This is a genomic window from Gimesia chilikensis, assembly GCF_008329715.1.
GTDB classification, from domain to species: domain Bacteria; phylum Planctomycetota; class Planctomycetia; order Planctomycetales; family Planctomycetaceae; genus Gimesia; species Gimesia chilikensis.
Genome location: NZ_VTSR01000009.1, coordinates 45,085 through 71,492, shown reverse-complemented (window position 1 = coordinate 71,492; position 26,408 = coordinate 45,085). Strand labels below are relative to the sequence as shown.

The 26,408-nt window shown below is 54.4% G+C and carries 19 protein-coding genes; 7 read left to right on the top strand and 12 right to left on the bottom strand.

Annotated elements, in window-relative coordinates:
• The first annotated feature begins 4 nt into the window (after positions 1-4).
• The 3 genes from FYZ48_RS13600 (at position 5) to gcvT (ending at position 4,005) form a co-directional block, all read left to right on the top strand.
• On the top strand, positions 5-1,936 hold the full coding sequence (locus FYZ48_RS13600; RefSeq protein WP_149341223.1) for a fumarate reductase/succinate dehydrogenase flavoprotein subunit: 1,932 nt from the start codon (positions 5-7) through the stop codon (positions 1,934-1,936).
• Positions 1,936-2,697, top strand: a complete 762-nt coding sequence (locus tag FYZ48_RS13595) for a succinate dehydrogenase/fumarate reductase iron-sulfur subunit (protein WP_145181308.1) — start codon at positions 1,936-1,938, stop codon at positions 2,695-2,697. Before FYZ48_RS13600 ends, FYZ48_RS13595 begins: the two co-directional genes overlap by 1 nt.
• Before the next feature lie 210 nt (positions 2,698-2,907).
• Complete coding sequence (gene gcvT, locus FYZ48_RS13590; protein WP_149341221.1) at positions 2,908-4,005, top strand: glycine cleavage system aminomethyltransferase GcvT; 1,098 nt, start codon at positions 2,908-2,910, stop codon at positions 4,003-4,005.
• A 124-nt stretch (positions 4,006-4,129) separates the two neighbouring features.
• Here the strand turns inward: gcvT and FYZ48_RS13585 are convergent, their stop codons facing one another.
• Positions 4,130-5,194 carry a fatty acid desaturase family protein gene (locus tag FYZ48_RS13585; protein ID WP_149341219.1) on the bottom strand — a complete coding sequence of 355 codons (1,065 nt, stop codon included), beginning with the start codon at positions 5,192-5,194 and terminating at the stop codon, positions 4,130-4,132.
• A gap of 534 nt (positions 5,195-5,728) precedes the next feature.
• Here FYZ48_RS13585 and FYZ48_RS13580 point away from each other — a divergent pair.
• Positions 5,729-5,995, top strand: a complete 267-nt coding sequence (locus tag FYZ48_RS13580; protein ID WP_149341217.1) for a hypothetical protein — start codon at positions 5,729-5,731, stop codon at positions 5,993-5,995.
• A gap of 17 nt (positions 5,996-6,012) precedes the next feature.
• Here FYZ48_RS13580 and FYZ48_RS13575 read toward each other — a convergent pair whose 3' ends face one another.
• The 6 genes from FYZ48_RS13575 to FYZ48_RS13550 all read right to left on the bottom strand — a co-directional run bounded on the left by FYZ48_RS13575 (position 6,013) and on the right by FYZ48_RS13550 (position 13,908).
• Positions 6,013-7,269, bottom strand: coding sequence for an MFS transporter (locus FYZ48_RS13575; protein ID WP_149341214.1), 1,257 nt, complete (start codon positions 7,267-7,269; stop codon positions 6,013-6,015).
• A gap of 410 nt (positions 7,270-7,679) precedes the next feature.
• The gene (locus FYZ48_RS13570) at positions 7,680-8,504 is read right to left on the bottom strand and encodes an ABC transporter permease (protein WP_149341212.1); all 825 of its coding nucleotides are present in this window, start codon (positions 8,502-8,504) and stop codon (positions 7,680-7,682) included.
• A gap of 48 nt (positions 8,505-8,552) precedes the next feature.
• Complete coding sequence (locus tag FYZ48_RS13565) at positions 8,553-9,581, bottom strand: ABC transporter ATP-binding protein (RefSeq protein WP_149341210.1); 1,029 nt, start codon at positions 9,579-9,581, stop codon at positions 8,553-8,555.
• A 98-nt stretch (positions 9,582-9,679) separates the two neighbouring features.
• Positions 9,680-10,747, bottom strand: coding sequence for a hypothetical protein (locus tag FYZ48_RS13560; protein ID WP_149341208.1), 1,068 nt, complete (start codon positions 10,745-10,747; stop codon positions 9,680-9,682).
• A gap of 92 nt (positions 10,748-10,839) precedes the next feature.
• Positions 10,840-12,888 carry a carboxy terminal-processing peptidase gene (locus tag FYZ48_RS13555; RefSeq protein WP_242022645.1) on the bottom strand — a complete coding sequence of 683 codons (2,049 nt, stop codon included), beginning with the start codon at positions 12,886-12,888 and terminating at the stop codon, positions 10,840-10,842.
• 390 nt (positions 12,889-13,278) lie between these two features.
• Entirely contained in the window at positions 13,279-13,908 is a 630-nt protein-coding gene (locus FYZ48_RS13550; protein ID WP_149341206.1) for a TetR/AcrR family transcriptional regulator, read from the bottom strand.
• Between the two features lie 552 nt (positions 13,909-14,460).
• Here FYZ48_RS13550 and FYZ48_RS13545 point away from each other — a divergent pair.
• The 3 genes from FYZ48_RS13545 to FYZ48_RS13535 all read left to right on the top strand — a co-directional run bounded on the left by FYZ48_RS13545 (position 14,461) and on the right by FYZ48_RS13535 (position 19,576).
• A complete protein-coding gene (locus FYZ48_RS13545) occupies positions 14,461-15,468 on the top strand; it encodes a DUF1559 domain-containing protein (protein ID WP_149341204.1) in 1,008 nt (335 codons plus the stop codon).
• Between the two features lie 64 nt (positions 15,469-15,532).
• Positions 15,533-17,209: an aldehyde dehydrogenase family protein gene (locus FYZ48_RS13540; RefSeq protein ID WP_187782014.1), complete on the top strand. Its 1,677-nt coding sequence runs from the start codon at positions 15,533-15,535 to the stop codon at positions 17,207-17,209.
• A 33-nt stretch (positions 17,210-17,242) separates the two neighbouring features.
• On the top strand, positions 17,243-19,576 hold the full coding sequence (locus FYZ48_RS13535; RefSeq protein WP_242022643.1) for a parallel beta-helix domain-containing protein: 2,334 nt from the start codon (positions 17,243-17,245) through the stop codon (positions 19,574-19,576).
• Positions 19,577-19,585: 9 nt separating this feature from the next.
• Here the strand turns inward: FYZ48_RS13535 and FYZ48_RS13530 are convergent, their stop codons facing one another.
• The 5 genes from FYZ48_RS13530 to FYZ48_RS13510 all read right to left on the bottom strand — a co-directional run bounded on the left by FYZ48_RS13530 (position 19,586) and on the right by FYZ48_RS13510 (position 26,277).
• The gene (locus tag FYZ48_RS13530; protein WP_149341200.1) at positions 19,586-20,521 is read right to left on the bottom strand and encodes a diguanylate cyclase domain-containing protein; all 936 of its coding nucleotides are present in this window, start codon (positions 20,519-20,521) and stop codon (positions 19,586-19,588) included.
• Between the two features lie 244 nt (positions 20,522-20,765).
• Complete coding sequence (locus FYZ48_RS13525) at positions 20,766-22,172, bottom strand: hypothetical protein (protein ID WP_149341198.1); 1,407 nt, start codon at positions 22,170-22,172, stop codon at positions 20,766-20,768.
• A 57-nt stretch (positions 22,173-22,229) separates the two neighbouring features.
• Positions 22,230-24,143: a 1-deoxy-D-xylulose-5-phosphate synthase gene (dxs, locus tag FYZ48_RS13520; RefSeq protein WP_149341196.1), complete on the bottom strand. Its 1,914-nt coding sequence runs from the start codon at positions 24,141-24,143 to the stop codon at positions 22,230-22,232.
• Positions 24,143-25,036: a polyprenyl synthetase family protein gene (locus FYZ48_RS13515; RefSeq protein WP_149341194.1), complete on the bottom strand. Its 894-nt coding sequence runs from the start codon at positions 25,034-25,036 to the stop codon at positions 24,143-24,145. Before FYZ48_RS13515 ends, dxs begins: the two co-directional genes overlap by 1 nt.
• Positions 25,037-25,071: 35 nt before the next feature.
• The gene (locus FYZ48_RS13510) at positions 25,072-26,277 is read right to left on the bottom strand and encodes a M20/M25/M40 family metallo-hydrolase (RefSeq protein WP_149341192.1); all 1,206 of its coding nucleotides are present in this window, start codon (positions 26,275-26,277) and stop codon (positions 25,072-25,074) included.
• Positions 26,278-26,408 lie beyond the last annotated feature (131 nt).

The following is a 26,408-nucleotide window of genomic DNA, read 5'->3' as shown; positions in this document are numbered from 1 at the left end:
TATCATGGCCGAGTCGGCTACGACGGTTTTGAATTCTCGAGTTCCTGAAGGTCCCATGGCCGAAAAATGGGATCGTTGTAAGCAGGAGATGAAGCTGGTTAACCCGGCGAATAAACGGAAGAAAAAGATCATTGTGGTGGGAACCGGTCTGGCAGGGGCTTCTGCTGCTGCCTCACTGGCTGAACTGGGCTACCAGGTACAATCGTTCTGTTTTCAGGACTCTCCCCGTCGGGCTCACAGTATTGCCGCCCAGGGGGGGATTAACGCCGCCAAGAACTATCCTAATGACGGCGACAGCGTCTGGCGTCTGTTCTACGATACGGTGAAGGGGGGCGACTTCCGGAGCCGTGAAGCCAACGTGCATCGACTGGCCCAGGTCAGTAACAACATCATCGACCAGTGTGCGGCCCAGGGCGTGCCTTTTGCCCGTGACTACGGCGGGTTGCTGGCCAACCGGTCCTTCGGTGGGGCCCAGGTATCCCGTACCTTTTATGCCCGCGGGCAGACCGGACAGCAGTTGCTGCTGGGGGCTTACAGTGCTTTGATGCGGCAGGTGGGAACCGGACGTGTCAAGCTGTTCCCGCGACGCGAAATGCTGGACCTGGTTGTGGTCGACGGCGTGGCCCGGGGGATTATCGTCCGTAATCTGATCACCGGTGAGTTCGAGACCTATTCGGCCGACTGTGTATTGCTGGCGACCGGTGGTTACGGAAACGCCTTCTACCTTTCGACTAACGCGAAGGGTTCGAATGTGACCGCCGCCTGGCGGTGTCATAAACGGGGGGCGTTCTTTGCGAATCCCTGTTACACACAGATCCACCCGACATGTATCCCCGTGAGTGGCGATTACCAGTCCAAGCTGACTTTGATGAGTGAAAGTCTGCGAAACGACGGCCGGGTCTGGGTTCCCAAATCAGCTGATGATAAGCGTCGCGGTAATGAAATTCCTGATGAAGAACGGGACTATTACCTGGAACGACGTTATCCCGCCTTCGGTAACCTGGTGCCTCGTGACGTGGCATCTCGTGCAGCCAAGGAACGCTGCGATGCCGGTTACGGTGTCGGTTCGACCGGACAGGCAGTCTTCCTGGATTTCCGGGATGCAATTATCCACGACGGAAGACACGTCATCGAAACGAAGTACGGCAACCTGTTCCATATGTATCACAAGATTACCGGCGAAAACCCTTACGAAGTGCCGATGCGGATTTATCCCGCTGTGCACTATACGATGGGGGGACTGTGGGTGGACTATCATCTGCAGAGTACGATTCCCGGTCTGTTCGTGCTGGGCGAAGCGAACTTCTCGGACCACGGTGCCAACCGGCTGGGAGCGTCTGCTTTGATGCAGGGGCTGGCAGACGGTTACTTCGTCGCTCCTTACACAACCGGTCACTTCCTGGCCTCCAACAGTCTGCCTGAGGTTTCAACCGAGGATGAGGCGTTCAAGGCAGCTTTGGCGAATGCCCAGGACAGAAACTCAAAGATTCTGGGAGTCAATGGAACGCGTTCGTCTGACAGCATCCATCGCGAACTGGGACACATCCTCTGGGAATACTGTGGTATGTCTCGCGAACGCCAGGGGCTGGAAACAGCCATGGGCAAGATTCGTGATCTGCGGGATGAGTTCTGGTCGAGCGTGAAAGTGCTGGGCGAGGGCGAGCAGTTGAATCAGAACCTGGAACACGCTGGTCGTCTGGCAGACTTCCTGGAATTTGGTGAGTTGATGGTGCGAGATGCCCTCGTGCGGGAAGAATCCTGCGGTGGTCACTTCCGCGAAGAACATCAGACTCCAGAAAACGAAGCGTTGCGTGACGATGAAAATTTCTGTCACGTGGCTGCCTGGGAATTCACAGGGGTCGGCAATGAGCCGGTCGAACACCGAGAACAATTAGAATTTACTGAAGTACCTCTGGCTACGAGGAGTTATAAATAATGAGCGAGACTCTGGATCTGACGCTCAGAATCTGGCGCCAGCCTGGCCCCGATGCCGTCGGGCGTTATGTCGATTACAAACTTACCGACATCTCCACGCATATGTCCTTCCTGGAAATGCTGGACGTGTTGAATGAGCAACTGCTGCAGCAGGGCGAAGAGATGGTTGCCTTTGACCATGACTGTCGTGAAGGGATCTGCGGGATGTGCAGCCTGATGATCAACGGGCAGGCACATGGTCCGGATTCAGGCACAACCACCTGTCAGCTGCATATGCGGCGGTTCAAGAATGGCGACACGATCGTGATTGAGCCCTGGCGGTCGCAGGCATTTCCTGTGATTCGCGACCTGGTCGTCGATCGCAGTGCTTTTGACCGGATCATCGAGAAGGGGGGCTTTATCTCGGTCAATACCGGGAATGCTCCCGATGCGAACAATATTCCCGTTCCTCTGCCGGTCCAGGAGACAGCCATGGATGCCGCAGCCTGTATTGGCTGTGGTGCCTGTGTGGCCGCCTGTAAGAATGCTTCAGCCATGCTGTTTGTTTCTGCGAAGGTGTCACATCTGTCGACACTGCCTCAGGGGGCTCCCGAGCGTGCGAGCCGTGTGCAGAACATGGTCGCCCAGATGGACGAAGAAGGCTTTGGAAACTGTACGAATACGGAAGAGTGTTCGGCTGCATGTCCCGCAGAGATTTCGGTTTCCAACATTGCCCGTCTGAACCGCGAATACCTGCGTGCAAAGCTGTGTGCAAAAGACTAAGCACACGACGGAATGATCTTTCACAAAGCGAGGGGACCTGCGGGACCCTCGCTTTTTTTATAGGGGGTCGGCAGTTGGTTTTGATTAAATTAGGATTTTTAAGATTCGCGGAGTCTGTTGATTGCGAGATAGTCCGGGAAGTTCCACAATAGTCGACAGCGCCTGAATTCCCCTTTATCAGTCCCCATTTTAAAGTCAGAAGAGAGAGCTGTGTCTGAATCTTTACTCACTACTGCCTGCCACCAGTGGCACGTTGATCATGGCGGCCGAATGGTCGATTTCGCCGGCTGGGAAATGCCTCTGCTGTATACGAATATCACCGATGAGCATCACGCGGTACGCCAGGCGGCAGGTTTGTTTGACATCGCCCACATGGGGCGGCTCTTTTTCAGTGGTCCGGATGCATGCCGCTTCCTGGATCATCTGCTGACGAATAACGTCGAATCACTAAAGCCGGGACAGATCCGCTACTCGCTGGTGACCAATGCATCCGGGGGGATACTGGATGACGTACTGGTCTATCGATTTTCCGATTTCTATCTGCTGGTTGTGAATGCATCCAATCGTCTGAAAATCGTCGACTGGATCGAACAGCGGCGGGAAGGCTTCGATGTGCAGATCGATGACATGACCTGCGAGAAGTTCATGCTGGCCCTGCAGGGACCTGCTTCGCTGGGAATTCTGAATCCACTGGCTGAGGCGGAGCTGAGCGAAATCAAATATTATTACGGCGTGGAAACCAAAGTGCTGGGCGTGGATGCTCTCGTGAGTCGGACCGGATATACCGGGGAAGACGGCTTCGAGGTCGTTGTTGATCAGGCTGAAGGTCTGGCACTCTGGGAACGACTGATGGCCGACGGTCAGAGTGCAGGACTGGTTCCTGCGGGGCTGGGATGCCGCGATACGCTCCGTCTGGAGGCCGCTATGCCCCTGTATGGGCACGAACTGGACGAAGAGACCGATCCCTTTACAGCGGGCCTCAACTTCGCTGTGAAGCTGCAGGCGGCTGATTTCGTAGGTAAAGAGGCATTGATCGCCGCCAAGGCTCGTGAAGATCGTAAGGTACGCATTGGTTTCACCCTGGAAGGGAAACGGGCGGCACGCGAAGGTGCAGAGCTGTACGATGGCGATCAGAAGGTGGGCGTCGTGACGTCTGGGTCCTTCTCACCGACGCTGGATCTGCCACTCGGCATGGCTTATGTCGAAGCCGCGTATGCAGAACCAGGACAGGTGCTGGAAGCGGATATCCGCGGTAAGCGATTTCCGGTAAAAGTGACCGCACTGCCGTTCTACAAGCGCGACACTTAGAGAACCACAGGTCACGCGTAGCCGGGAAGGTATTTTCGGCTACGCTGAAGCTGGTTTCTTCCGTTCAGCTTTCTGCAAAGTGGCTCGAATCACCACCAGTAGAAAAAGAGCGTTTCAGGCAAGCTTAAGAACCGGAAGCGTTCGTCTTCTGTTCTTTTTTGGAAACATAGTCAGTGTCTGCCAGAACTTCCTGAGCAACGTCGCCGACGAAGTTGTCGATCTGTTTCTTTTCCTTGCCTGGCGCTGGTGCTCCGGCATTCATGCCGACACCTGGTTGTTTGAAGAAGGAGGGAGCCATGTCGATGATGGCGCTCCAGTAGGTCGTGAAGACCGGGTATTTGACATCGGGGTTCTGTTCTTTGTAATCATCCATTTTCTGCAGGAGCAGGTTGTGGGCGATTTTCGGATGGCGGTGATGCGGTCCGTGTACAAAGATGTCAAAGTTGAAGTAGGTGCAGAGCTTCGTGATGATATTATTTCCCACGACCGTACGGGTTCCCAGCATGGGATCGTAGCTGCTCATTCCGAGATGTTCTGTGAACTTACGGGTATTCTGGTAGATCCCTGCGAGATAGTGGGGCAGAACCCAGACACGCAGCAGACCGATGAGTGCACCGTAGTAGCCGCAGAGAGCGATCACGGAACCCCAGAAGATCACAATCGCCGCGTATTCGTAGCGAATGGTTCGACGGAGTTTGGGATCGGTCAGTGGAGAATCTTTGTGCCAGAAGATGCGACCGTAAATGAACGGGGCCATGAACAGACCCAGAGCCAGGTCGAACCAGACAAATACTCTGCGAAAGCGGAGTGATGTGTTCGGGTCAGAATAGGGCCAGAGTTCCCAGTCGCTCGGTTTATTCAGGTAGGCGTGGTGGCGAATATGACTCTCACGGTAAACCGTATAGGGCACGAACATCGCTGTTCCCAGAATCCGCCCCAGCCAGATGCTCGCATTCTTGGAGCCGGAGAGCGTATGGTGAGAACATTCGTGGAAGCAACTGGTCCAGCAGAACAGACAGTAAGAGATAAACAGTGTCAGAAAGATCTGCCAGCTGATGGCATCAGTGGGCCAGTAAACGGCAAGACACCAGATTGCGATCAATCCGACAGGCAGGAACAAAAAACGAGGGATGGTCGTTTTTTCTTCTAGTGCTTTTAATTCCTGTTCGGTGAATTGTGTTACGGACACGTTGAGCTCCGGTCTAATAAACTACCAGCACGTTTCTAATATTTTATTTAACCAGTTGTGAGTAACGGCGCTGCGTTACAATGAAATCAAGTTAAACCAGTTAAAATGTTACTCACAGCAAATCTGTGAGTCAACTTATCAGAAATTTCGGCCATTCTCTTTATTTACTACATCATGTCTTGTGATCTCGCGCTCATGATGCAATTATTTTTTTTAAGTCGGACTATTCGGGAGTAATATTTATTTTGGGAGTGTTAGTCCAGTTAAGTTGATTTTGGGGAAATGCGGGTTCTACCGCAAATCTCTCCCTCTAATTGTCGGAAATTCATTATTATAGCTGGTTTAAGGAACTTGCACTTGAAAAAAGTGCGGAAATCCCAATTTTTCAAAACCTGCAGGTTGAGTAGAAATTGTAGTCAGACCTGCGATAATTCAAACCGATATAAGTCTTCAATCACCCCGCCCGGGACAGGGGCCCTTCCCGTTTTGCGTTAAATTTTTTGGGAAAAAGATCTCAGGAGTTAAGTCTTTCCGATGCCAGAATATTCAAATTATCAAAAGGATGTGATCAAACGTTACTATGACAATCGGGATTCGATTGATCAGCAACGATTGTCTGAGCTCTGTACCAATCTGTTTTTGACGGAAGGCAAAAAGAAACAGAAGCTGTGGGAGAAAGCTCAGGAGATCATGGAACGCCTGAATGTCCCTCCGACCCGCATTGATCATGTTCTGAAGTCCGCCGATCCAGCCATCCTGGCAGAAGTCGTCAAGGATCTGGAGTCCGGGGCGATTCGCTAGCGAACTCCGGCAGGAACTCAATCGCCGGAATCGTCCATGACGGTGCAGAGTTCCTGCTTCGGCGCGGGGACCGCGCTGTCCTTGCTGATGCTGTGATTCGTCGTCAGCGTGTAGACCAGTGCTGTACACGTCATGACTGAGGCAGACGTGTAGAACATGGGGTAGAAGCCCCAGTTATCGATGATGCCCCCGAGGATCGGAGCGAAGATAATCGCACCTGCGTCGAAAAAGCCCAGCACAATCGTCGTTCCCGTCCCACGATATTGGGGCGGAAACGATTCCGTTCCGAGGGAGACCACGGCCGGGAAGAGCAGAGCGTGTCCGAAGCCACAGAGAATCGCGGGGCCAATCAGCATCCATTCCTGAGTGATGGATGGCAGGATCGTATGTCCGATCGCGTGCCCCATCAGGCCCATGGTGATCATTTTGGTCCGACCTACCGTCGTTCCCCAGCGGCGGGTGTAGATGCGAATGAAGAAGGCTGAAATCGCATAACCCAGGAAGAATGTCCCGATCCCGCCCAGTCCACGTTGAGAGACGAAGCGGGTTAAAAAGACGCTGATCACGGTAAAGCTGAGGCCCATCATGATTGCAACCACCATCACCTGGCCCGGCCAGTAGCGGAACAGGAGCTGGTGTGCAGCAGGGGTGACCTGTGGTCTGCGGTGGACATCGTTGTGAGTGACGTACAGGACGATCAGGAAGTAACTGAAGCCCAGGAATGCAGGGATACCGAACAGGGCGTAAAACTGGGCATTGCCGGCGGGGAGCCAGCGCATCATGAGGTCACTGACCTGGGTTCCCAGGATCATACCGACGAATCCGCTGCTACCCAGGCTGCCAATGACTTCGGTCCGCCTGTGATGTGGGACTTTCTGCTGGATATGTACGACGGAGCAGGTAAACATGCCTGCGATACCGGTCGCAAAGCACATTCGCAAGGCGAAGATTTCCCAGCCCAGGCTACGACAAAGTGTCATGCCGCCGGTTCCGACGACGAAAATTGCTGCAGACAGGGCCCAGAGTTTTCTCACACCGTAGCGGTCGATGCCCTGACCGAGAAAGAAACGGCCGATTAAGGCGACGAAGACGCCGCAACTGACAATATCACCGACGCGCTCTTCGGTACCGCCCAGGTAGGTAACCAGATCCGCGAAGCGGAAGGTGATTGCATTTGCGGTCACCAGCAGCACGTTGGCCAGGTAACAGAACCAGAACAGCCGGTTGTATATAGGTTCCTCTTCATCTGAGGGAATTACAGGTGTGATAGACATTCGTTTTAATTCAGGTTAGGACAGATTGCCGGACGTTGTACCAGTCTTTCGTTCGGAAACAGAAACGGTTTCCGCTCACAATTCAGGATCAGCATGTCTGATTCGGCGGGATCAGTCCGAGTCCTGCAAGCGTCTTGTGAGGCTCTCTGGCGGGTTCACAACGGGGAGACACAGCAGTGTGTCTTCGAGTTCGTGATTTCGAGGGATGTCGCGACTCACTTTCTGGCGAGGTGTCGCAGATGTCGGAAGTACACCACATCCATGCCAGCATTCTAGCAGAGTGGGGCCGATCCGTCTAAGGGGGAAATGTTAAAGTTTCGCTCAGAGGGTGTGGAAACCAGTGATTCCAGGGGGTAGAACAGGCCTGCGGGGTGGTTTTAGAGCGCCCCTCGGGGCGGTGATTGCTGAGTTTAACCACCGAAGGCACTGTAACGGCGGATGCCCCGCTGGAAGGCGATCCGATTCAGAGAAAACAGGACGACAATCCAGACCACTTCAATGGACAATTCGATGATCAGTTCCTGATGGGTATATTTCCCCAGAATGACGGTCCCGGGAAAGTAGGCCAGGTATTTGAATGGCAGCAGCTGCATCCACTGACTCAGCGGTTCCGGAAAGAGATCCAAGGGGATCATGTGGCCCGAAAGGAAGTAGTTGAGCATCATATAGATAAAGATCAACGAGCTGACTTCCAGGAACCAGAACGCAATCAGGCCGATCAGTGACTCAATCAGGAAACCGACGAGAAAGGCCATCAGCAGGGAGAGGATCCAGGCGAAAATTGTAAAGGCATCCGGCCAGCCCGAGAAGTAATCCCGACAGAGGTAGAAGAGCAGGATAAACGGACCGAGGGCGACCATATAGTACACCAGCTTATGAGCCATGCGGGCCCAGAAGAGATAGCCCAGCATATCGATCGGCTGAATCAGATATTTTTTAATCGTGCCATCCCGCACATCGTTGGCGATGCCGTTGGCCAGGCCGGGCATGCTGGAAAAGGCACGTCCGATCATTACCAGCAGGTAGTAGGCGACCATTTCCTGGTAGTTGTAGCCTTTAATATTACTGATCGGCTTAGACGTGTGGATGCCGTAAATGGCGCCCCACAGGAAGATCTGAGTGACGATCGGCAGGAAGCGGACGAAGGTCGCGAAGACGAAATCTCCCCGGTACACCAGTCGTTCTTCGATTGATGTTTTGAGGATGATCCAGTTGGTCCGCAGGCTGGCGATCATGGTTCTTTATGGAAATGCTAAGAATATGTTTACTGGTGGCAGACGGAGTTACTCGGTTGTTGTAGGCTCCAGGCTCTGGGCCTGCTGGTAGTCCGGCGTCTCTTTGTGTTCGGTAAAGACTTCTGCGATGACCTCTTCCAGGGGGCGTTCCTGGACGCCGACATCGAGTATTCGGTATTTCGCGAGCAGGCTGGAGAGGATCTCCGGAATTTTATTCCGGGGGACTTTGAGTTTCACGCGTGGCGCTTCATTTTCGAGGACCTCACCCCATTGTGAGAAGTCGCGGGGCATGTCATCACCGTCAAACTGGACGTCCATAATTTTGTAATTACTGAAGCGGTCGAGAATGTCGCTCAAGGGGCCATCGTGCTTGATGCTCCCCTGGTTGATGATGATGGCCCGTTTGCAGAGGGCTTCCACATCTTTCATATAATGACTGGTGAGTACGACCGTCGTCTTCTGCTCATTCTGGTAGTATTTCAGAAACTCCTGCACGCGGCGTTGTGAAACGACATCCAGGCCGATCGTGGGTTCGTCGAGCAGCAGAACATCAGGGCGGTGCAGCAGGGCGGCGATGAGTTCCATGCGCATCCGCTCACCGAGGGAAAGTTCGCGGACCGGCTGGCCGATCAGATGTTTGACTTCGAGCAGGCTGGTGAGTTCATCAATCCGGCGATCATACTGCTGTGGGTCGATGCGATAGATCTCTTTGTGCAGCCGGAAAGATTCCTGTGCCGGAAGGTCCCACCAGAGCTGGTTCTTCTGTCCCATGACCAGCGAGAAGCGGCGGCGGTATTCGTTTTCGCGTTTCCAGGGAACGTGTCCCAGCACGGTAGCTTCGCCTGCTGAGGGGAAAATCAGGCCTGAAAGAAGTTTCAGGGTTGTGGTTTTGCCTGCGCCATTCGGACCGAGGAAAGCGACGATTTCCCCCTGTTCGATGGTGAAACTGACATCGGTCACCGCGTGAACGGTTTTATGATCGCGCTTCCAGAGGCCTTTCAAAGAGGCAAAAACCCCTTCGTTTTTCTGGTAGACTTTGTACGTTTTCTCGAGATTTCGGACGACAATGGCATTCATGCCATCATCTTACGGTACCTGCTGCGATGGGTCGAGCGACAAAACCAGCGATTCAGAAAAAACAGACAGGCAGGGGCCTTTGCTCTAACCCGGGGTTCTCAAGACGCTTTTTGCGCGAGTTCTGTACGGATTTGCCGGGCAATCAGCGGGTCGATCATGGCCGCCGTCGCCAGATGAGTGGCCTGGGCACCGGCATTCAGGAACTCTCTGACATCCTCTGCTGTACTGATGCCGCCACAGGAAACCAGCTCCGGACGGTTTACATTTTGAGGTAAATCTGCGATCAGTCGGGCAAAGCATTTTAGCTGATGCAGAGAGGCTTCACGGGTAGCGGTACCGCAGATTCCCCGCTGCTCGCCGTTGAATAAGGGAGTGCCCCGGGGATCGGTGACCGTAGTGGCGACACTGTTGGTCATCACGATTGCTGTCACGAAGGGAGCGACCGCCTGCAGGAAATCACGGGCGGTCTCTTCCTGAGTTAGATGTCCGATTTTGATCAGGTAGGGAGTGTCGCCGATCGCCTCTCGGACGCGGCTGGCAACCAGAGTGGCAGCCTCAGGTTGCTGATATAACTGTCCGTCGCGGGTGCAGACATTGGGGCAGGAGAAGTTCGTTTCAATACAGTCGGCACCGCTCTCACGGGCCCAGCGGGCACAGATCGCGTAATCTTCGGCGAGATCTTCCAGGGACCAGCCGTGCTGCAGGCTGCCGACGACGGAAACGGACAGGATTTTTTCTTCAGGCAGTAACTCACGGGTACGAGTGATATCGTCACGCCAGATTTCCGGGGCAGCGGAAGGCATACCGAAAGAGACGGCCCAGCTTCCCTGCATCTGATCGGTGAGGGTGACCTGCGATTCCTGTCCAGTCATGGAGGATGCAGTCACCGGCTGCAGGTTGGGAAGCGGGTAGCATTCCCGTGCGGAAGAGCGAACCGTTTTGTAGGTCAAAACATCGAAGCCCAGGCTGGCATAATAGAGGACCCATTTTCCATTGAGCAGCGGACCGGCGGGGATACCCAGTGGGGAAGGGACGGGGAGCCCGCAGAAGCTCCAGTTGCCGGGAACAGCTGGGATATCGAGCTCCTGCGGTGCAGGCGCATGCGCGTAGTTCCACTGGTAAGTCTGCAGGCGATCATAGCGGGGCAGGGAGGCAGGGTTCTGCATCTGGTATCCTGAAGAAATCTAGCAGCGAATGAAAAAAGCTCCGACCCTCAATTGAGAGTCGGAGCTACCGGGGGGAATCATATCCAGTGAGACTAGCGTTGGACTGTGTTCATATTTTTGAGCACATTCATGTAGTCGACAGTGATATTCAGGATCTCATCGTTGTAGTGATCCTTCTTGAAGATATCTTTGTCAGCTGCTTCGTCCTTCTTCTCGTCTTCTTTTTTCTTTTCCTCTTTGTCGTTCGACAGTTCTTTACGCCGTTCGGCTTCGACCAGAGAGATGGTTTTCTGATTTTTCTTTTTCAGATACTTGTTGATCTCATCCTGGGTTTCTTTGAAGTCTTTGTCAGCCACAACACGTTTGGTGCTGGCCTGCTTCAGGTAATCCAGGATTTTCGGACTGACCATTCCCAGTGATTCGTGTGGAGCGATTTCGGTTTTGTCGAACTCCATCGCATCATCCAGGAAGGATTCACCCAGGTCCATATTGTCGATCAGCGAAGGCAGAACGATGTCGGAACGGACGCCCCGGTTCTGAGTACTGTCGCCGTTGACGCGGTAGAACTGGTTGATGGTCAGTTTCAGAGCACCCAGGTCCTGGCCTTTGAGGAAGGAGAACATCTGGTTGCTGACCGGCATTACGTTCTGTACCGTTCCTTTACCGTGAGTGGTGGTATCACCGATGATGATGCCCCGCTTGTAGTCTTTGATGACGCCGGCAAAGATCTCGGAAGCAGAAGCGGAGAGGCGGTTACAGACCACAACCAGCGGACCGGTGTAAACTGCACCCGGTTCAACGTCGCTGTGGATTTTGCGTTCGCCGTCCATCTGCTTAACCTGCACGACAGGGCCTTCGTCAACAAACAGACCGGAAACTTCGATGGCTTCGCTGAGTGCACCACCACCGTTGAACCGCAGATCGATAACAACGCCATCGACGCCACCCTGATCACGGAAGTCGTAAAGTACCTGACGGACATCGCGGGCGGTACTCTTGAAGTTCTCATCACCCCGTTGTGCTCCACGGAAATCCCGATAGAACGAAGGGATGCTGATCACGCCGATACGTCCGGTCTTGCCGGGGAGACGTTCTCCGGTATCGATGATTTTCCCTTTGACTTCGGAAGTGCTCAGTTCGATCTTCTTCCGGGTCAGTTTATAAACTTCCATGGCATTGTTTTTCTCTTTTTTGACCCGCAGTTGAACTACGGTGCCTCGTTTGCCACGGATATAACGTACAACTTTGCTGAGTTTCATTTCGACAACATCGACGAACTCGCCATCTTCCTGGGCAACGCCAACGATTTTGTCACCTGCTTTAAGGCGACCGTCTGCATCGGCTGCACCACCGGGGACGATTTCCGCAACGACGGTGTAACCTTCTTCAGAACGCAGAGCGGCACCGATCCCATCGAGGCTGAGTTCCATGCTGATCCGGAAATCTTCCAGTGTCTGGGGAGACATGTAGCTGGAGTGAGGATCGAAGCAGTGAGTCAGGGCGCTGAGGTACATCTCCAGTTTCTCAGGCTTTTCAGTCTGAGCCATGGTGCGGAGATTGTTGCGATAACGTTTGTGTAACTGCTCGCGGGCTTTTGCGAGTTCGGTGTCTTCCAGAATCAGGTTGAGCAGATCGTATTTGACCCGTTTTCTCCAGCGTTCGTTCATCTCGTTCTGATCTTTGGCAAAATCGAGATCTTTGGCATCGACGATGATCGATTCATCGACGGAGAAGTCATGATCGACATCGACGAGCTGCTGGGCGTAGTCCATCCGCTCCTGCAGACGCTGGAGGTAGAGGTCAAAGGCATTGTAAGCAAAGCTGACATCGCCGACGGCCAGTTTGTCGTCCAGCTGGTCCTTTTCCGCCTCAAATTGCTCGATGTCGGATTTGTAGAAGTAGAGCTTCTGTGGATCGAGCTGCTTGATGAAACGTTTCATCAGTTTCGCCGAGATCTCGTCATTGATGGGTTTGCCGCTGATATGGAACCGACTGACCATGGCACAGACGCGTTTGGCTGTGACAGAGTCATTGGAAGAATCAGAGACAGAGGCCTGCTGAGCGAAGATTGCGGTTCCCAGCAGGAGAACCATGCAGAGACTGAGAGCAGAGGCTGCTTTTGAGGGAGGATTTAACTTCATAAGTTTCGTCCGTTATCTGAAATTCATGTGAAAGAGAAAGCATCAGTGAAGCCGACGTGACACCGGGAATTCACTTATGTAAGCCATTTGATATTATAGGATCTCGGAAAAGAGGACAAGATGACATTTTCCAGTTAGGCGTCTCCGATCTACCTGACAGCGGCGGATTTAATGAATTGCTGTTGTCAGAACGAAGGTTCTTTTGAGACAGCAGTTCCGTAGGTCTTATTACGCATCTGGGTGTAGATCTGTTGGTCAAACCTGAGGAAATTCTGTCGCGCTGTGTTCCCGGATGGCGCAGCAGGTTTTGTCCGGTTCCGGTCGGCTCGATCCAATGAGATATTAAAGGCCGCGCAATATCCCTAAGTGTATTAGAGGTAATGGATTGCGTTATTGTTTTTCGTCGGGTGGCTGTGGTTGAAACAGCTTTCCGAAGATTGACAGGCAGTTCTTCCAGTGTTCCTGAAATTCTGCGGAATCAACCGGGTGTCCGGAAATCAGCTGCGCCAGCTGGGGCAGCGTGGCTGGAAAAAAGACCAGGGCGGTAAAAATCAACATCAGGCAGACCGGGTCAAACTCGTCAGAGACGATGCCCGCTTCCTGCGATTTTTTTAGACGGTTGATGTGATTCTGGTAGTATTCCCGTCGCCAGGGCTCATCGATCAGGGGAGCGCCCGCATTCTGCTGGGCTTCATTCAGTAGAACGCGAACATAGTTCTGGTCGCGTAGATTCTCTTCAAAGTAGTACTGCAGAATCTCGGTGATATCGATGGGGATCTTTTCGACGGTGTCGCTGCGTTCCTGGAGTTTGTTTTGCAGGGCGGCTTCAAAGAGGCCCTGTTTATCAGTGAAATAGCGATAGATCAGTGATTTGTTGAAATTGGCCTGGCGGGCGACCGCCTCGATCCGGGCTCCGCCGACACCCCGTTCGGCGAACTCTTCAATCGCCGCCTTCAGGATGGCTTCCTGGGAAGAGACTTCTTTTTTGGGGGAGATTGCACTGGTATCAGTTGACGACATATTTGCTCCATTCCTGGCGGTTTGAAAGAGTATACCTGTCACGCCTGTGGTTGTGAAGATTCCCAGAATGGGGGAACGGATCAGCGGTTGGTTCCATCGAGAAATTCCTGAAGAATTATATTGAAATCGAAAAACCGAGTCGCTAGCATGTGTATTGTAACGGTAACGTTACCGGTGATCTATTGGTTTTTTAGACAAAATCAGTCGAATTTTCGTTCACATTTAGGGTGAACACGAGGTTAATCACTTTAGAAAACGTCACGTCTAATACCTGATACAGGTCTGTATCGGACTAAATAGCTGAGATGCGCGGCGGCTTCCCGAAGGGGGAGATCTGCTGCAGCCACTACTTCAATTCTGTTTGAAAAGAATGTTCCGAGAGCACGCGACTTTGTAGCTCCCAGTCTGTTTGAAAGACGGGGGGGGCGACAAGGGATGCACTCTCATACTGTGTTCGCGTCATGTAATTACCAGAACCGGTTCTGAGAATCGGTGTTCGATAATTTGATCAGGCACTTTTCATACTTTTACGGAACTACGAGGAGTAACGCTATGGTATGTCGTCAACGTCTGAAGCGAGGCTTCACTCTCATCGAGTTGCTGGTCGTGATTGCCATCATTGCAATTCTGATCGCACTGTTACTCCCTGCAGTTCAACAGGCCCGGGAAGCGGCCCGTCGCACGCAGTGTAAGAACAACATGAAACAGTTCGGTCTGGCGATGCACAACTATCACGAAGCACACAGCACGTTTCCGCTGGGGACGAGCGTTAATTTCAGCACTTCTTCCGGGGGCGGTAACTTTATCTCCAACGGGATCGTGATGATGCTACCCTATTTTGATCAGACCAACCTTTCGAATCTCTACAATCAGACGAGTGCCTGGGAAAACCAGTCCGCTGCTGCAGCCCGGACTGTGGTGCCTACGTTTGTCTGTCCGTCAAATGTCGGGCAGAACCCGATTACCGACTCTGCTTTGGGGGCCTTGGGGCTGCCTGTGGGCAATACATTTGGTATCACCACGTATGCGCTCTGTCGCGGATCAAATATCGGCTGGTGCAGTTCGAGCAATCATCCCAGTACTGTCAGAGGGATGTTTGACCTGAACCGCGGTGCCAAGATGCGGGATATCATCGACGGTTCCAGCAATACGATCGCGATGGGAGAAGCAGGGACCGGCCCTCAGTTCAAGTTGTGTGAAGGACAGGGTTGTACCACAGCGGTCTCCCCGGTGGTTGAAGCTTCTCAAGCCTGGATTGTTGCACAGCCACCCAATACTGACTTTAAACCTGTGCTCGGGGCCCGGGCCAGTATTTTCGGGAGTACGGCAGATCGCATCAATAAGAATGCTACTACAGAGACACTGATTGATCTGGGAAGTTATTCCACCTGTTCCTTGAGTGGCGCAGACGCGACCAGTAACTTCCGTAGTCAGCACATTGGTGGCTGTCATTTCCTGTATGCCGATGGTTCCGTGCATTTCATCAGTGAAAACGTTGACCTGGGAACCTACCAGGCGCTGTCTACGATTGGCGGAGGCGAAGTCGTCGAGACTCCGTAAGTCACAGGAATGGTTTGAGAAAAATGAATCGGTCACTGATACCCAGCGCTCTGTCAGGGAGATTATGATTCAGCAACAACCACACGTCTCTGACGAAGCAGCGCCTGCGGTTGCGCAGGCGCTGCTGGATCTGACGACAGGCGATTCCCCACGCTCGCTCCCGCTGGAGGAGCGGATGCGGTTGACACGTGAATGCCTTTCATGCCTGTCAACGGTAGCGCAGGAGTGGGTGGAACTGTCCTGCCGGGCCAAACGGATTCCTGGAGCGAGCCCGGTTCGTGCAGAGGAAGTGCTGGCGGGACCGGTCTCGGTGGCCCGTTACCTGCAGGTCCTGCTCTTGAGCTTCGAGTCCATCGCACGGACGGGAGCACCACCACTGCCGGGAACGCCGCTAGAGTCGAAGACGGGGCTGACTCGTGTCCCCGTGTTTCCAGCGTCCGGCATTTATGATTCACTGGTCTTTTACGGATTGAAAGCAGAAGCCTGGTTAAATCGCACTGACGCAAATAGTGGGCTGTTCGATCTGTCTGTTTTGGAGAAACATGCTCTGCCTTTGACCCTGGTGCTGGGGGCGGGAAATGTTTCTGCGATTCCTGCGACGGATGTATTGACGAAGATCCTGCAGGATGGAGAACGGGTTCTGTTGAAAATGAATCCGGTCAATGAGTATTTACAGCCGGTGTTTGAGCAGGCCTTTCAACCGTTGATCGCTGCGGGGCTCTTGCGGATTGTCTGTGGTGACAGCAGCACCGGCGCGTCACTGGTCGAGCAGCCGGTGTTCGAGCGAATCCATATTACCGGTTCGACGCAGACGCACGATGCGATTGTCTGGGGCGCGACTGCTGACGAACGCAGTACGCGGAAGGAAGAGAATCAGCCGCGTCTCCAAGTGCCTATTACCAGTGAACTGGGAAATGTCTCGTCGTGGATTGTGGTTCCCGGCGAGTATTCTGAAAAACAGCTGCGGTTCCAGGCGGAAAACGTGGTCGCCTCGATTGTGAATAATGCTTCGTTCAACTGCCTGGCCACCAAACTGATCGTCACTGCGGCTCATTGGAAACAGCGCGACCGTTTTCTATCACTAGTTGAAGAACGGCTGTCACAGATACCGCCCCGCTATGCCTATTATCCGGGAGCGGCAGATCGCTGGGCCCGCTTTGCCGGTGAGTTGCCTCCCGATGAAGATTATCTACCCTGGAAACTGATGCGGGATGCGGATCCCCGTGAATCGCCTCAGCTGTTTCAGGAAGAGTCGTTTGTCTGCGTCTGTACGGAGACGGCTCTCGGTGGGGATTCGGCGGCTGAATTTCTGGAACGTGCCGTTTCGTTTGTGAACGAGGATGTCTGGGGGACGCTCTGTGCTACGATTACGGTACCGGACCGGTTTCGCAAACAGCAGGCAGATCAACTGGAGCAGGCAATTGCCCGGTTGAATTACGGCGCGGTTGCGATCAACCACTGGCCGGCATTGAATTATGCGTTCATGACAACCCCCTGGGGTGGGGCTACTGGAGCCGACCTGCGGGATGTCGCCAGCGGGATCGGAAATGTACACAACACCTACTTCCTGGCCGGTGTGGAAAAAACGGTTCTGTTTGGGCCGCTGACTTTGATTCCGCATCCGGTCTGGTTTGCTTCGCATCCCCATCCGGAAGCGGTGGGCTGGCGATTGTTTGATTTATATACCCGACCTTCGCTGGGTGGTTTGATGAAGGTCGGGCTTTCTGTGGTGAAGCCTTAGTTCTATTTTTCTCTTCGATGCAGGTTGATTTCCATGAATATGCTTTCTCGCCCGGGCACTCGAGTTCACTCTATCATGCTGTTGTGTCTGTGGACCGGTCTGGTCTGCCTGACCACAGTCTCTTCTACACATGCGGCCGCGCCGAGAGAGCTCAAACCGGCCACATACACGTTCAGTCCGGGGCCTGAGTTTCAGTTTGAATTCCAGGAACGCCTGATCGAAGCGGTGCCGGGAGATATCCTGGAGCTGAAAGCGGGGACCTACCATCTGCATTCGGGACTGAACCTGGTGACGGATAATGTCACAATCCGGGGGGCGGGCCAGGATAAGACGATTCTCTCATTCAAAAACCAGCGGGACGGCAGTTTTGGATTGCTGGCCAGCGGCGATAACCTGGTGCTGGAAAATTTTGCCGTCGAAGATACGAGCCATAATGCGATCAAAGTCCTGGGGGCGGAGAACGTAACCTTTCGCGGGGTGCGTACCGAGTGGACCGACGGACCGAAAACAACCAATGGTGCGTACGGCCTCTACCCGGTTCAGTGCAGGAACGTGTTAATCGAGAACTGTATCGCGATTGGAGCCGCGGATGCAGGGATCTATGTGGGGCAGTCGACCGATGTGGTCGTACGCGGTTCCCGCGCGGAAGCGAATGTGGCGGGGATTGAAATCGAGAATACGATCAACGCCGACGTGTATGATAATGTGGTCACGAATAATACCGGCGGTCTGCTTGTATTCGATCTGCCGGGACTGCCCCAGAAGAACGGACGTCATGTGCGGGCGTTTCGGAATCATATTTTTAAGAATAATCTGGCCAACTTCGCCCCGAAAGGGAACATGGTGGCTTCCGTGCCCGCGGGGTCGGGGGTGCTGATCATGGCGACCGACGAGGTTGAAGTGTTTGAGAATCGCATTGAAGACAATCGCTCCTTCAGTGTGTCGGTCGTCAGTTTTCTGATCTATGGCAAGAAGCTGAAAGATCCGCATTACGATCCGTTTCCGGAGCAGGTTTATATTCACGACAACACGATTAAAGGGGGAGGCACCGATCCGGATGGCGAGTTGGGACTGCTGCTGAAATCGATCGTGGGGACTCCTCTGCCCGCGATTGTCTATGACGGTGTTATGGCGCCTAGTCAAAAGAAGGGGAAGCAGGCAGCGAAAACGAAAAGCCTCACACTGGCTAACAACGGAGAGGTTGGATTTCTGAATATCGATTTCAGTAATCTGACGCCCGCGAATATTGCGACAGGCAAATACCGTCCGAGTGGAGATCTGGCACCGTATGAAGGCAATCAAGAGTCATTGCAGCCGGTCAAACTCAAGCCTCATGGGGCTCCCAATCTTTCGCAGAACACTACTTTGAACGTGTATTACGATGCACCCCGCAAGCTTTCTGAATTGAAACTGTTCAAAGGAAATGGAGCCGATCAGCAGCCGGCTGCCGGTGTGATTCCTTACGACTTAATCACGACTCTGTTTACCGATTACACTTCCAAGCACCGGTTTATCCGACTCCCGCCGGGGAAGCAGATCAGTTATCAGCAGTCGGGGGTGCTTGAGTTTCCAGTGGGCACGATGCTGATCAAGACGTTTGCCTATCCCAAAGACATGCGCGATTCGCAGACGGGAGAACGACTGCTGGAAACGCGAGTCGAGTTTCTGGAACCGACGGGCTGGTATGGTTACTCCTATATCTGGAATGAGGAGCAGACGGATGCCGAGTTAAGTCTGGGAGGGGGAGAGGTCGAAGTCGACTGGATTCATGCAGACGGCCAGCCACGTTCGACGCGGCATCTGGTGCCGAATGCGAATCAGTGTCTGAGTTGTCACAGTCACCACGATAAGTACGTCCCCATCGGACCGACGGCTGCGAACCTGAACCGGATGTTCGACTATGCCTCCGGGGCAGAGAATCAGCTGGCCTACCTGAAACGCAATGACCTGATCAAGGATTGCCCGGAGCCTGATGCGATTGAGCGGCTGCCGGCTTTTGCTGATGCCCACTCGGGTAATGTCAACGAGCGGGTGCGGTCGTATCTCTCAGTGAATTGCGGACACTGTCACAGTCCCGGTGGAAATGCACGGACCACGGGGCTCGATCTGCGGTACCTGCAACAGGATCCCGCGAAAATCGGTGTCTGGAAAACGCCTGTGGCAGCCGGACGGGGTTCCGGTGGACGCAGTTATGACATCGTTCCCGGTGCGCCGGAGAAATCGATTCTGATGCATCGTCTGCAGTCAAACGATCTGGCTGCACGCATGCCTAACATTGGGAACCGGATTGTGCATCAGGAAGCGGTTGAACTGATCCGGCAGTGGATCAGTGAAATGGAAGCGACGAACGACGAAGCTGCGCAGTAGCGAAGTAGATCACATGGCCCGCTTGTGTTCGTAAGAGTGGCTGTCCTGAATGATCAACTGGTTGCGCCCCTGTTTCTGAGATTGAGTCAGAGCATGGGCACCCCGTTCGAGGGCCAGCTCTGCTGAATCGCCGGGTACGCAGGTGATGTAAGCCAGGCTGGCAGTGACCACGACTTCCGGGCTGCTGGTTTCCAGACGGAAGTGGTGATGGCGGATAGCATCGCGGATGAGTTCGGAACAGGCCTGTCCTTCTGAGACGGTCAGTCCCGGAAAGAGGATTGCCAGGGTATCTGATTTCCAGACACAGATCACATCCTCGTCCCGGATTTTATGCAGGACCAGGCGAGAGAGTGTCTTCATGAACTTGGCAGGCGCCATCAGGCCGAAGCGGTCTTTGAGCTGTTCGTGTTGATTCATCTGTACCAGTAGCAGGCCGCTGTTTTGTTCGGTTTCCGTTCCCGCGAGCAGCATCATTTCCAGGTTCGCTTCAAAGGCGGACGCGTCCGGGAGCTTGATGTGAGTCTGTTCGGGCTGGAGTGCCCATTGCATCGCAGGAAATTCCTGCAGCTTTTTCCTGTCTGTTTTGGGAGACGCTGATTCTGCTGCCGGATCGGGTGTTTTGCGTTCGACGAGGCGACCGACCAGGTCGAGCAGTCTGGAACGCTTCTGATTCAGTTCGGCAGACTGTTCGCGAGTCAGGATGGGACCTGGATATTTCTCAAGCAGGGCACAGGCTGCGTAGGCGGTTTCCAAAGACTTTTGTACGTGCTGGTAGCAGTTCTGAAGATGTTTTTTCGCGCGACGGAAGTCGCGGTCGGTGCTCCCTTTGCCCAGCAGATAGCCGGCGACGAAGCCCAGACTGACGGCAATCAATAGACCGACACCGAAGCAAATCAGGATATCTGACGACAGAGAGAACAGGCTGGCTAAAGGGATCGCGGTCATGCTTCACTTCTCGATCAGGAAGGAAAACAGAGTTTCAAAGGATGAGAATCAACGTACTCACACGTGCGGCGAACCGGCCCGGTTGATCGTCGTACACCTGAAGCTTACCGCGCAGAATGGAGGGATGTTGCCGACAAAGCTTACCCGATCCGAAATCCCGCGGTGGGGTGGCGCGGGTTGTGCCGGTTATCGGGTGATTTGTGCAGCGGGAGCTGGATGAACGATGCTCCCGTTCGCCGTGATTCTATTTGAGTTCGCTGTTCTCTTCAGCGGGGCCTGCCTGTCGGGGGGGCGCCTGGGGATCGAGGAACTGGAGGCTCAGGACGATATCCGCGTCCCGGTCTTTGAGTTCTCCCAGCAGTTTCTGATCGACGGTGAAGACGAACGAAATCTGACGTCCTGAGGGATCTGCACAGAGGTAATAGATCCAGTGCACGGGGACGTTATTGGCTTTGCCGGCGACCGTGACACGATGAATGTAACGACCGTCGTCGGTCTTCAGATTTTCCGCTTTGAGGATTTCGATCAGTTTATCGCCCAGCGAAGTGCGGATGTCCTGATGGAACTGTTGCTCGGAAGTATGTTCGCCTGCTTTGACGGACGGGATCTTGGAGATGTTGGCCTGTGCGATGAGGCTGCCTTTGTCGAGCAGTCGCAGAACGGCGACCTGTCCTGTCTGGTGAAACACATACCAGTCGCGGGGGAGCAGCAGTCGTACGTTCCAGGGCGTTTCAAAACTCAGGTATTTGGATTCGGGACTGGTTTCGAGAGGGATCGAGGCCACGACTTCTTCGGTGAGTTCTCCCGGGCTGGCTGCCAGGCTGCGGTCCCAGTTGACGTTCGCGGTGACTTTCATCCCCGGGCTGACGGAACCGACCGAGCGTTTTTCCGTCTGCTCCAGTTCCAGGTGACTGATGAAATTTTCGTCAGTGCGAAACTGAAATTTCCCTTTCACATCGATCTCAGTCTGGGCACCTACGGTCGCGCCTTCGATCTTGCCTTTAAAGGTGATCGTGGCGATATCGTCGGCGACGGAATCGAGCTGGCAGGTGAGTTCTGATTTCAATACGGCTTCCAGTCCGGTCAGTGACTGCAGAACCCAGCGATCGGGAGTCCAGACTTCGCCGACTTCCACTTCCGACTGAGGCAGCAGGGCGAGGACGGGCAGGGAGTCGCCGGGGGAATTGAGCAGTTCGACTTCCGAGGGGAGCAGGTTGCTGTTCGGCGAATGCAGGGAGAGGCCTTCTGTTTGACCCTCAGCAACAATCAGACGATGCCGATCACTGCCGCGGGCGAAGGTTTTCTGTCCCTGAACGTCGATGGTGGCTGTCGCAGTTTCGTAGAAGCGAACCGAGCGGAAGGCTTCGGCATCGCGACCGGTGCCGGGTAGACGTTGTTCGAGGTATTCGAGCTTTCCATCCACATCCAGTTCGAGCGAACGGGCCTTGGCAGCGTTGACTGCGGTTTCCAGCTGACCTTTGACTTTGATCGTGGAGTTGACTTTGAAGGTCCGCGGAGTCTGGGCCGACTCCTGGAGCTCATAGGTTTCCGCGGAGACCGCCTGGGCCGAGAACAGCAGGCAGGCTGTTGTCAGACCGAGGCAGAAGAACTTCACGATGGATGAGGGCAGGGCTGCATTCAATGACGACATGCGGAAGGCTCCGTAAATCAAGCGTCCATACTGATTGGAGAAGGAAAGCCGATTTGTTTACTCGTTGATCAATAATCTGGACTGCTGAGCCATCTCACGCGCTGCGGCAGAAATACCTGCCACATCCAGTCCCAAATCAGCCAGGAGTTCCCCACGATGACCGTGTTCGATAAATCGATCGGGAATACCCAGACGTCTGAGGTGCTGCGTGTTGATGCCGGCTTCGTTAGCCGATTCCAGCACAGCGGATCCAAAACCGCCACAGAGTGTACCTTCTTCAACGATAATCACAAAGCCCGATTCCTGCAGGGCCTGATGGATGACCTCGGTATCCAGGGGTTTGGCGAAGCGGGCGTTGATCACGCCGACATCGAGCCCCTCTTCCCGCAGTTGTTCGGCGGCGCGAACACAGTCGGTAAACAGGGATCCGAAGGCAACAAGCATGCCATCTTTGCCCCAGACATAGACTTCGGACTTGCCCAGTTCGACAGGGGCAACCTGACGTTCCACCGCATCGGCGGCTGCTTTGGGGTAGCGAATGGCTGTCGGGCCATCGAAGGTCAGCGAGAATTCCAGCATGCGTTCGACGTCCTGGGCATCGCCGGGGGACATCAGCACCATGTTGGGGAAGCACCGCATGTAGGAGTTGTCGAAGGCACCATGGTGGGTCGGGCCATCTTCGCCGGCAATCCCGGCGCGGTCCAGACAGAATGTGACGGGCAGATTCTGCAGGGCCACTTCCTGGAAAATGTGGTCGAAGCTCCGCTGCAGGAAGGTGCTGTAGATATCGACGATCGGTCGCAGACCGGCTTTGGCCATCCCGCCGGCGAATGCGACCGCGTGGGCCTCACAGATACCGGTATCGAAGAAGCGATCGGGGAAGGCGTCACGAATTTTGCCCAGTTTATTGCCGGCACACATGGCGGCGGTGAGCACGACAACGCATTCGTTGTCGGTCATGGCCTGGAAGATCGAATTGCTGACGACGTCGGTATAAGCCTTGGATTTAGCAGCCCCCGGCTTTTCGATGGGAACGATTTCGTTGTCTTCGTTCCGCTGAAACGGAGCCGGTGCGTGGAAGGAGACCGGATCGTTAGTGGCTGGCTCGAAGCCATGCCCTTTTTCCGTCAGTACGTGGAGCAGAACCGGGCCTTTGATGTTCTTGATCATCTGCAGGTAACCGGACAGTGATTCAATATCGTGTCCGTCTACCGGGCCGATGTAGCGGAAGCCCATTTCCTCGAAGAGCATCCCGCCATGCAGGAAGCCTTTGACGGCTTCTTTGAAGCTGCCCAGTGTGTTTTCCATTGACTCGCCGACGACGGGCAGCTTATTCAGCAGCCAGGAGACATCGCGTTTGAGACCGTTATAGAAGGGGGCGACACGTGCTTTATCCAGGTACTTGGCGAGTCCGCCGACACGGGGGCAGATTCCCATTTTATTGTCGTTCAGGATGACGAGAACATCCTGGTTGAGGCCGGCGGCGTTGTTCATCGCTTCGAAGACCACGCCCGAAGGGAGTGCGCCATCGCCGATGACGGCCACCGATTTGCGTCCCGGTTCGCCGGCGAGATCGTCGCCTGCTTTGAGGCCCATGACGGTCGAGACACTCGCGCCGGCATGCCCAGTCATGAAGAGGTCGTATTCACTCTCTTCCGGGTTGGGGTAGCCCATCAGGCCCCCTTTGCGGCGGATGCTGGAGATCTCTTCGTAGCGGCCGGTGATCAGTTTGTGTGGGTAGATCTGATGCCCGGTATCCCAGATAAGACGATCCTTGCGGAAATCGTACGCAAGGTGCAGGGCAATACAGAGTTCGACAACTCCCAGGTTACTGGCAAAGTGAGCCGACCGGTCTTCCACCACGGTACACAAAACTTCACGTATTTCGTCTGCCAGTGTTTCGAGTTCAGACCCGGAAAGCGTTCTCAAATCCACGGGGGATTTGATCCGGGGAAGAATTTCGATTTTCATCAGTGATCTCGTTCTAATATAAAGTGGGCCAGTTCTTCCAATCTTTGGCCGTGGCTCCCAAGTGGGGCGATCGAGAGGCACGCTTCCTCAACTAAATTTTGGGCGCGTTGGCGACTATCTTCAACGCCAATCAGCGAGGGGTAAGTTAATTTACCGTGATCGGCGTCTTTTCGCACGCCTTTTCCCATTTTTTCTTCATCACCTGTTAAATCAAGCAGGTCGTCAGTTATTTGGAATGCCAATCCTATGCAGGTTCCGTATCTCTCCAGGTTTCGCAGTAGTTCGGGGTCGGCGCCTCCGATGCGGGCCCCCATGGTGAGGGCACTGCAGATCAGTCGACCGGTTTTGCGACGATGGATGGCTTCCAGCTGTTCGAGCGTGGCTTCTGTCAGGTGTTCTGACTCGAGATCCGCGACCTGTCCACCGACCATGCCGACGGCGCCAGCGGCATTGGCCAGGTCGACACAACAGTCTGCTGCAATTGACTTTACTTCAATTTCACTGGCCAGCAGTTCAAACGCCCGAGTGAGCAGGGCATCGCCGGCAAGAATTGCGTTGGCTTCCCCGAACTTGATGTGACTGGTGGGCATGCCCCGACGGAGGGCATCAGCATCCATGGCGGGGAGGTCGTCATGGATCAGCGAATAGGTGTGCACCATTTCGATCGCGCAAGCAGCGGGGAAGGCGGATTCCGGGTCTCCGCCGCAGGCTTCACAGCTGAGCAATACGAGGATGGGACGGAGCCGTTTTCCCCCGGCAGAGAGGCTGTAAGACATTGCCTCTTTGAGAATGGGTGGGCAGTCGGCTGAGGGATCCAGGGCCGCGTCCAGACGCTGGTTGACCTGTTCCTGCAGACTGCTCCACATGGCTTTGAAGGACGGGGGCTGACTCATACCGTTACGTTCTTTGTGTTGAAGAGAGGACGTGTTTATGTATCTGATTCGGCTGCTGTCGCGAGGTCCAGGCCGATCTGGCAGGCTTTGAGATATTCATCGATCATCAGTGTTTCGCTGGTGGTATGAATATCCTGCTGGCCACAACCGAGGGTGACGGTGGGGAAGCCGTGGGCGGTCATCCAGTTGGCATCCAGTCCGCCATTACCGATGGTAAGGTCAGGAGTGCCGCCTCGTTTCCGGATCGCCTGGCTGGCGGTCTGGACGGCGGGTTCGTCTGTGGAGAGCCGGAAGGAGTCGTATTTTAAGTAGGACTCGAACGAAACACGGCCTTTTTGTCCGGCGCTGTTTTTCGTGGATTTGGCTGCTTTTTCAAAGGCTTTTTTGAATTCTTTGAGGATGCGTTCGCGGAAGCGGGGGTTATGGCTGCGGGCTTCTGCTTTAATCGTGAGCTCCGGCATGACGACGTTGGTAGCTGCTCCGCCGGACAGGACGCCGATATTGCTGGAGCCTGAGTCTTTCCCTTTGACAACCAGTCCGTGCCAGCCGTTGGTAGCGAGATCGTCGATAGCTCTTCCCGCGATGACGGCGGCACTGACGCCGAGTTCGGGGTGGGCACCTGCGTGGCTGGCGAGTCCGTTGATGTGAATCAGCATGCCCGAATCACCGGTGGCACCGATGCAGACCAAGTCGGCCAGTTTGCCGTCCCAGTTGAAGCACATGGCAGGTTTGCCCAGCTTGCTGGTGGTCAAATGCCGCACGCCGACCAGGCCAATCTCTTCCTGCACCATCCAGACGAAGGTGAGAGGGGGGTGGGGCAGATCCTGTTCAAGGATGGTGATCAGGGCGTTGAGAATCACACTGCAGCCCCCGCGGTCGTCAGCTCCCAGAGCGGTGAGCGGGCTTTTGGAATGGATCAGCTTCCCTTTTTTGACCGGTTCCGCTCCGACACAGAGGGGAACTGTGTCCATGTGGGCCATCAGGAGCCGCCGTGGTCCTTTCACCGTACCGGGCAGTTTGACGATCATGTTCCCACATTCACCACCAATGCTGCTCTTCTTATGGGCGGTGTCGAAGGTGATCTGTTTCTCCGGGAGACCGGCGGCGATGAGTCTGCGCTGGATCTCGGCAGCGATCTGGCCTTCCTCTCCGCTTTTTCCGGGGATGGCCATCAGCTCGGTGACAAGCTGTAATGCCCGCTTGTCATTGACTTTAGGTGTATTGGTTTTGGGTTGGCTCATGGGGCTCTCGTCCAGATCGAAGGTGAAATGGTCGTCTTCTAAAGCGTCAGAAACGAACCAAAGGATGATGCAAGGTACGTACTCGGCTCTGTTTTTTCAATGCGGAGCCGTCGTCGTTTTCGCGTGCGAAG

Coding starts and splice junctions, on each gene's coding strand:
- FYZ48_RS13600 (WP_149341223.1), top strand. CDS start 5: ATGGCCGAGTCGGCTACGACGGTTTTGAATTCTCGAGTTCCTGAAGGT.
- FYZ48_RS13595 (WP_145181308.1), top strand. CDS start 1,936: ATGAGCGAGACTCTGGATCTGACGCTCAGAATCTGGCGCCAGCCTGGC.
- FYZ48_RS13580 (WP_149341217.1), top strand. CDS start 5,729: ATGCCAGAATATTCAAATTATCAAAAGGATGTGATCAAACGTTACTAT.
- FYZ48_RS13575 (WP_149341214.1), bottom strand. CDS start 7,269: ATGTCTATCACACCTGTAATTCCCTCAGATGAAGAGGAACCTATATAC.
- FYZ48_RS13570 (WP_149341212.1), bottom strand. CDS start 8,504: ATGATCGCCAGCCTGCGGACCAACTGGATCATCCTCAAAACATCAATC.
- FYZ48_RS13565 (WP_149341210.1), bottom strand. CDS start 9,581: ATGAATGCCATTGTCGTCCGAAATCTCGAGAAAACGTACAAAGTCTAC.
- FYZ48_RS13560 (WP_149341208.1), bottom strand. CDS start 10,747: ATGCAGAACCCTGCCTCCCTGCCCCGCTATGATCGCCTGCAGACTTAC.
- FYZ48_RS13555 (WP_242022645.1), bottom strand. CDS start 12,888: ATGAAGTTAAATCCTCCCTCAAAAGCAGCCTCTGCTCTCAGTCTCTGC.
- FYZ48_RS13550 (WP_149341206.1), bottom strand. CDS start 13,908: ATGTCGTCAACTGATACCAGTGCAATCTCCCCCAAAAAAGAAGTCTCT.
- FYZ48_RS13545 (WP_149341204.1), top strand. CDS start 14,461: ATGGTATGTCGTCAACGTCTGAAGCGAGGCTTCACTCTCATCGAGTTG.
- FYZ48_RS13540 (WP_187782014.1), top strand. CDS start 15,533: ATGATTCAGCAACAACCACACGTCTCTGACGAAGCAGCGCCTGCGGTT.
- FYZ48_RS13535 (WP_242022643.1), top strand. CDS start 17,243: ATGAATATGCTTTCTCGCCCGGGCACTCGAGTTCACTCTATCATGCTG.
- FYZ48_RS13530 (WP_149341200.1), bottom strand. CDS start 20,521: ATGACCGCGATCCCTTTAGCCAGCCTGTTCTCTCTGTCGTCAGATATC.
- FYZ48_RS13525 (WP_149341198.1), bottom strand. CDS start 22,172: ATGTCGTCATTGAATGCAGCCCTGCCCTCATCCATCGTGAAGTTCTTC.
- dxs (WP_149341196.1), bottom strand. CDS start 24,143: ATGAAAATCGAAATTCTTCCCCGGATCAAATCCCCCGTGGATTTGAGA.
- FYZ48_RS13515 (WP_149341194.1), bottom strand. CDS start 25,036: ATGAGTCAGCCCCCGTCCTTCAAAGCCATGTGGAGCAGTCTGCAGGAA.
- FYZ48_RS13510 (WP_149341192.1), bottom strand. CDS start 26,277: ATGAGCCAACCCAAAACCAATACACCTAAAGTCAATGACAAGCGGGCA.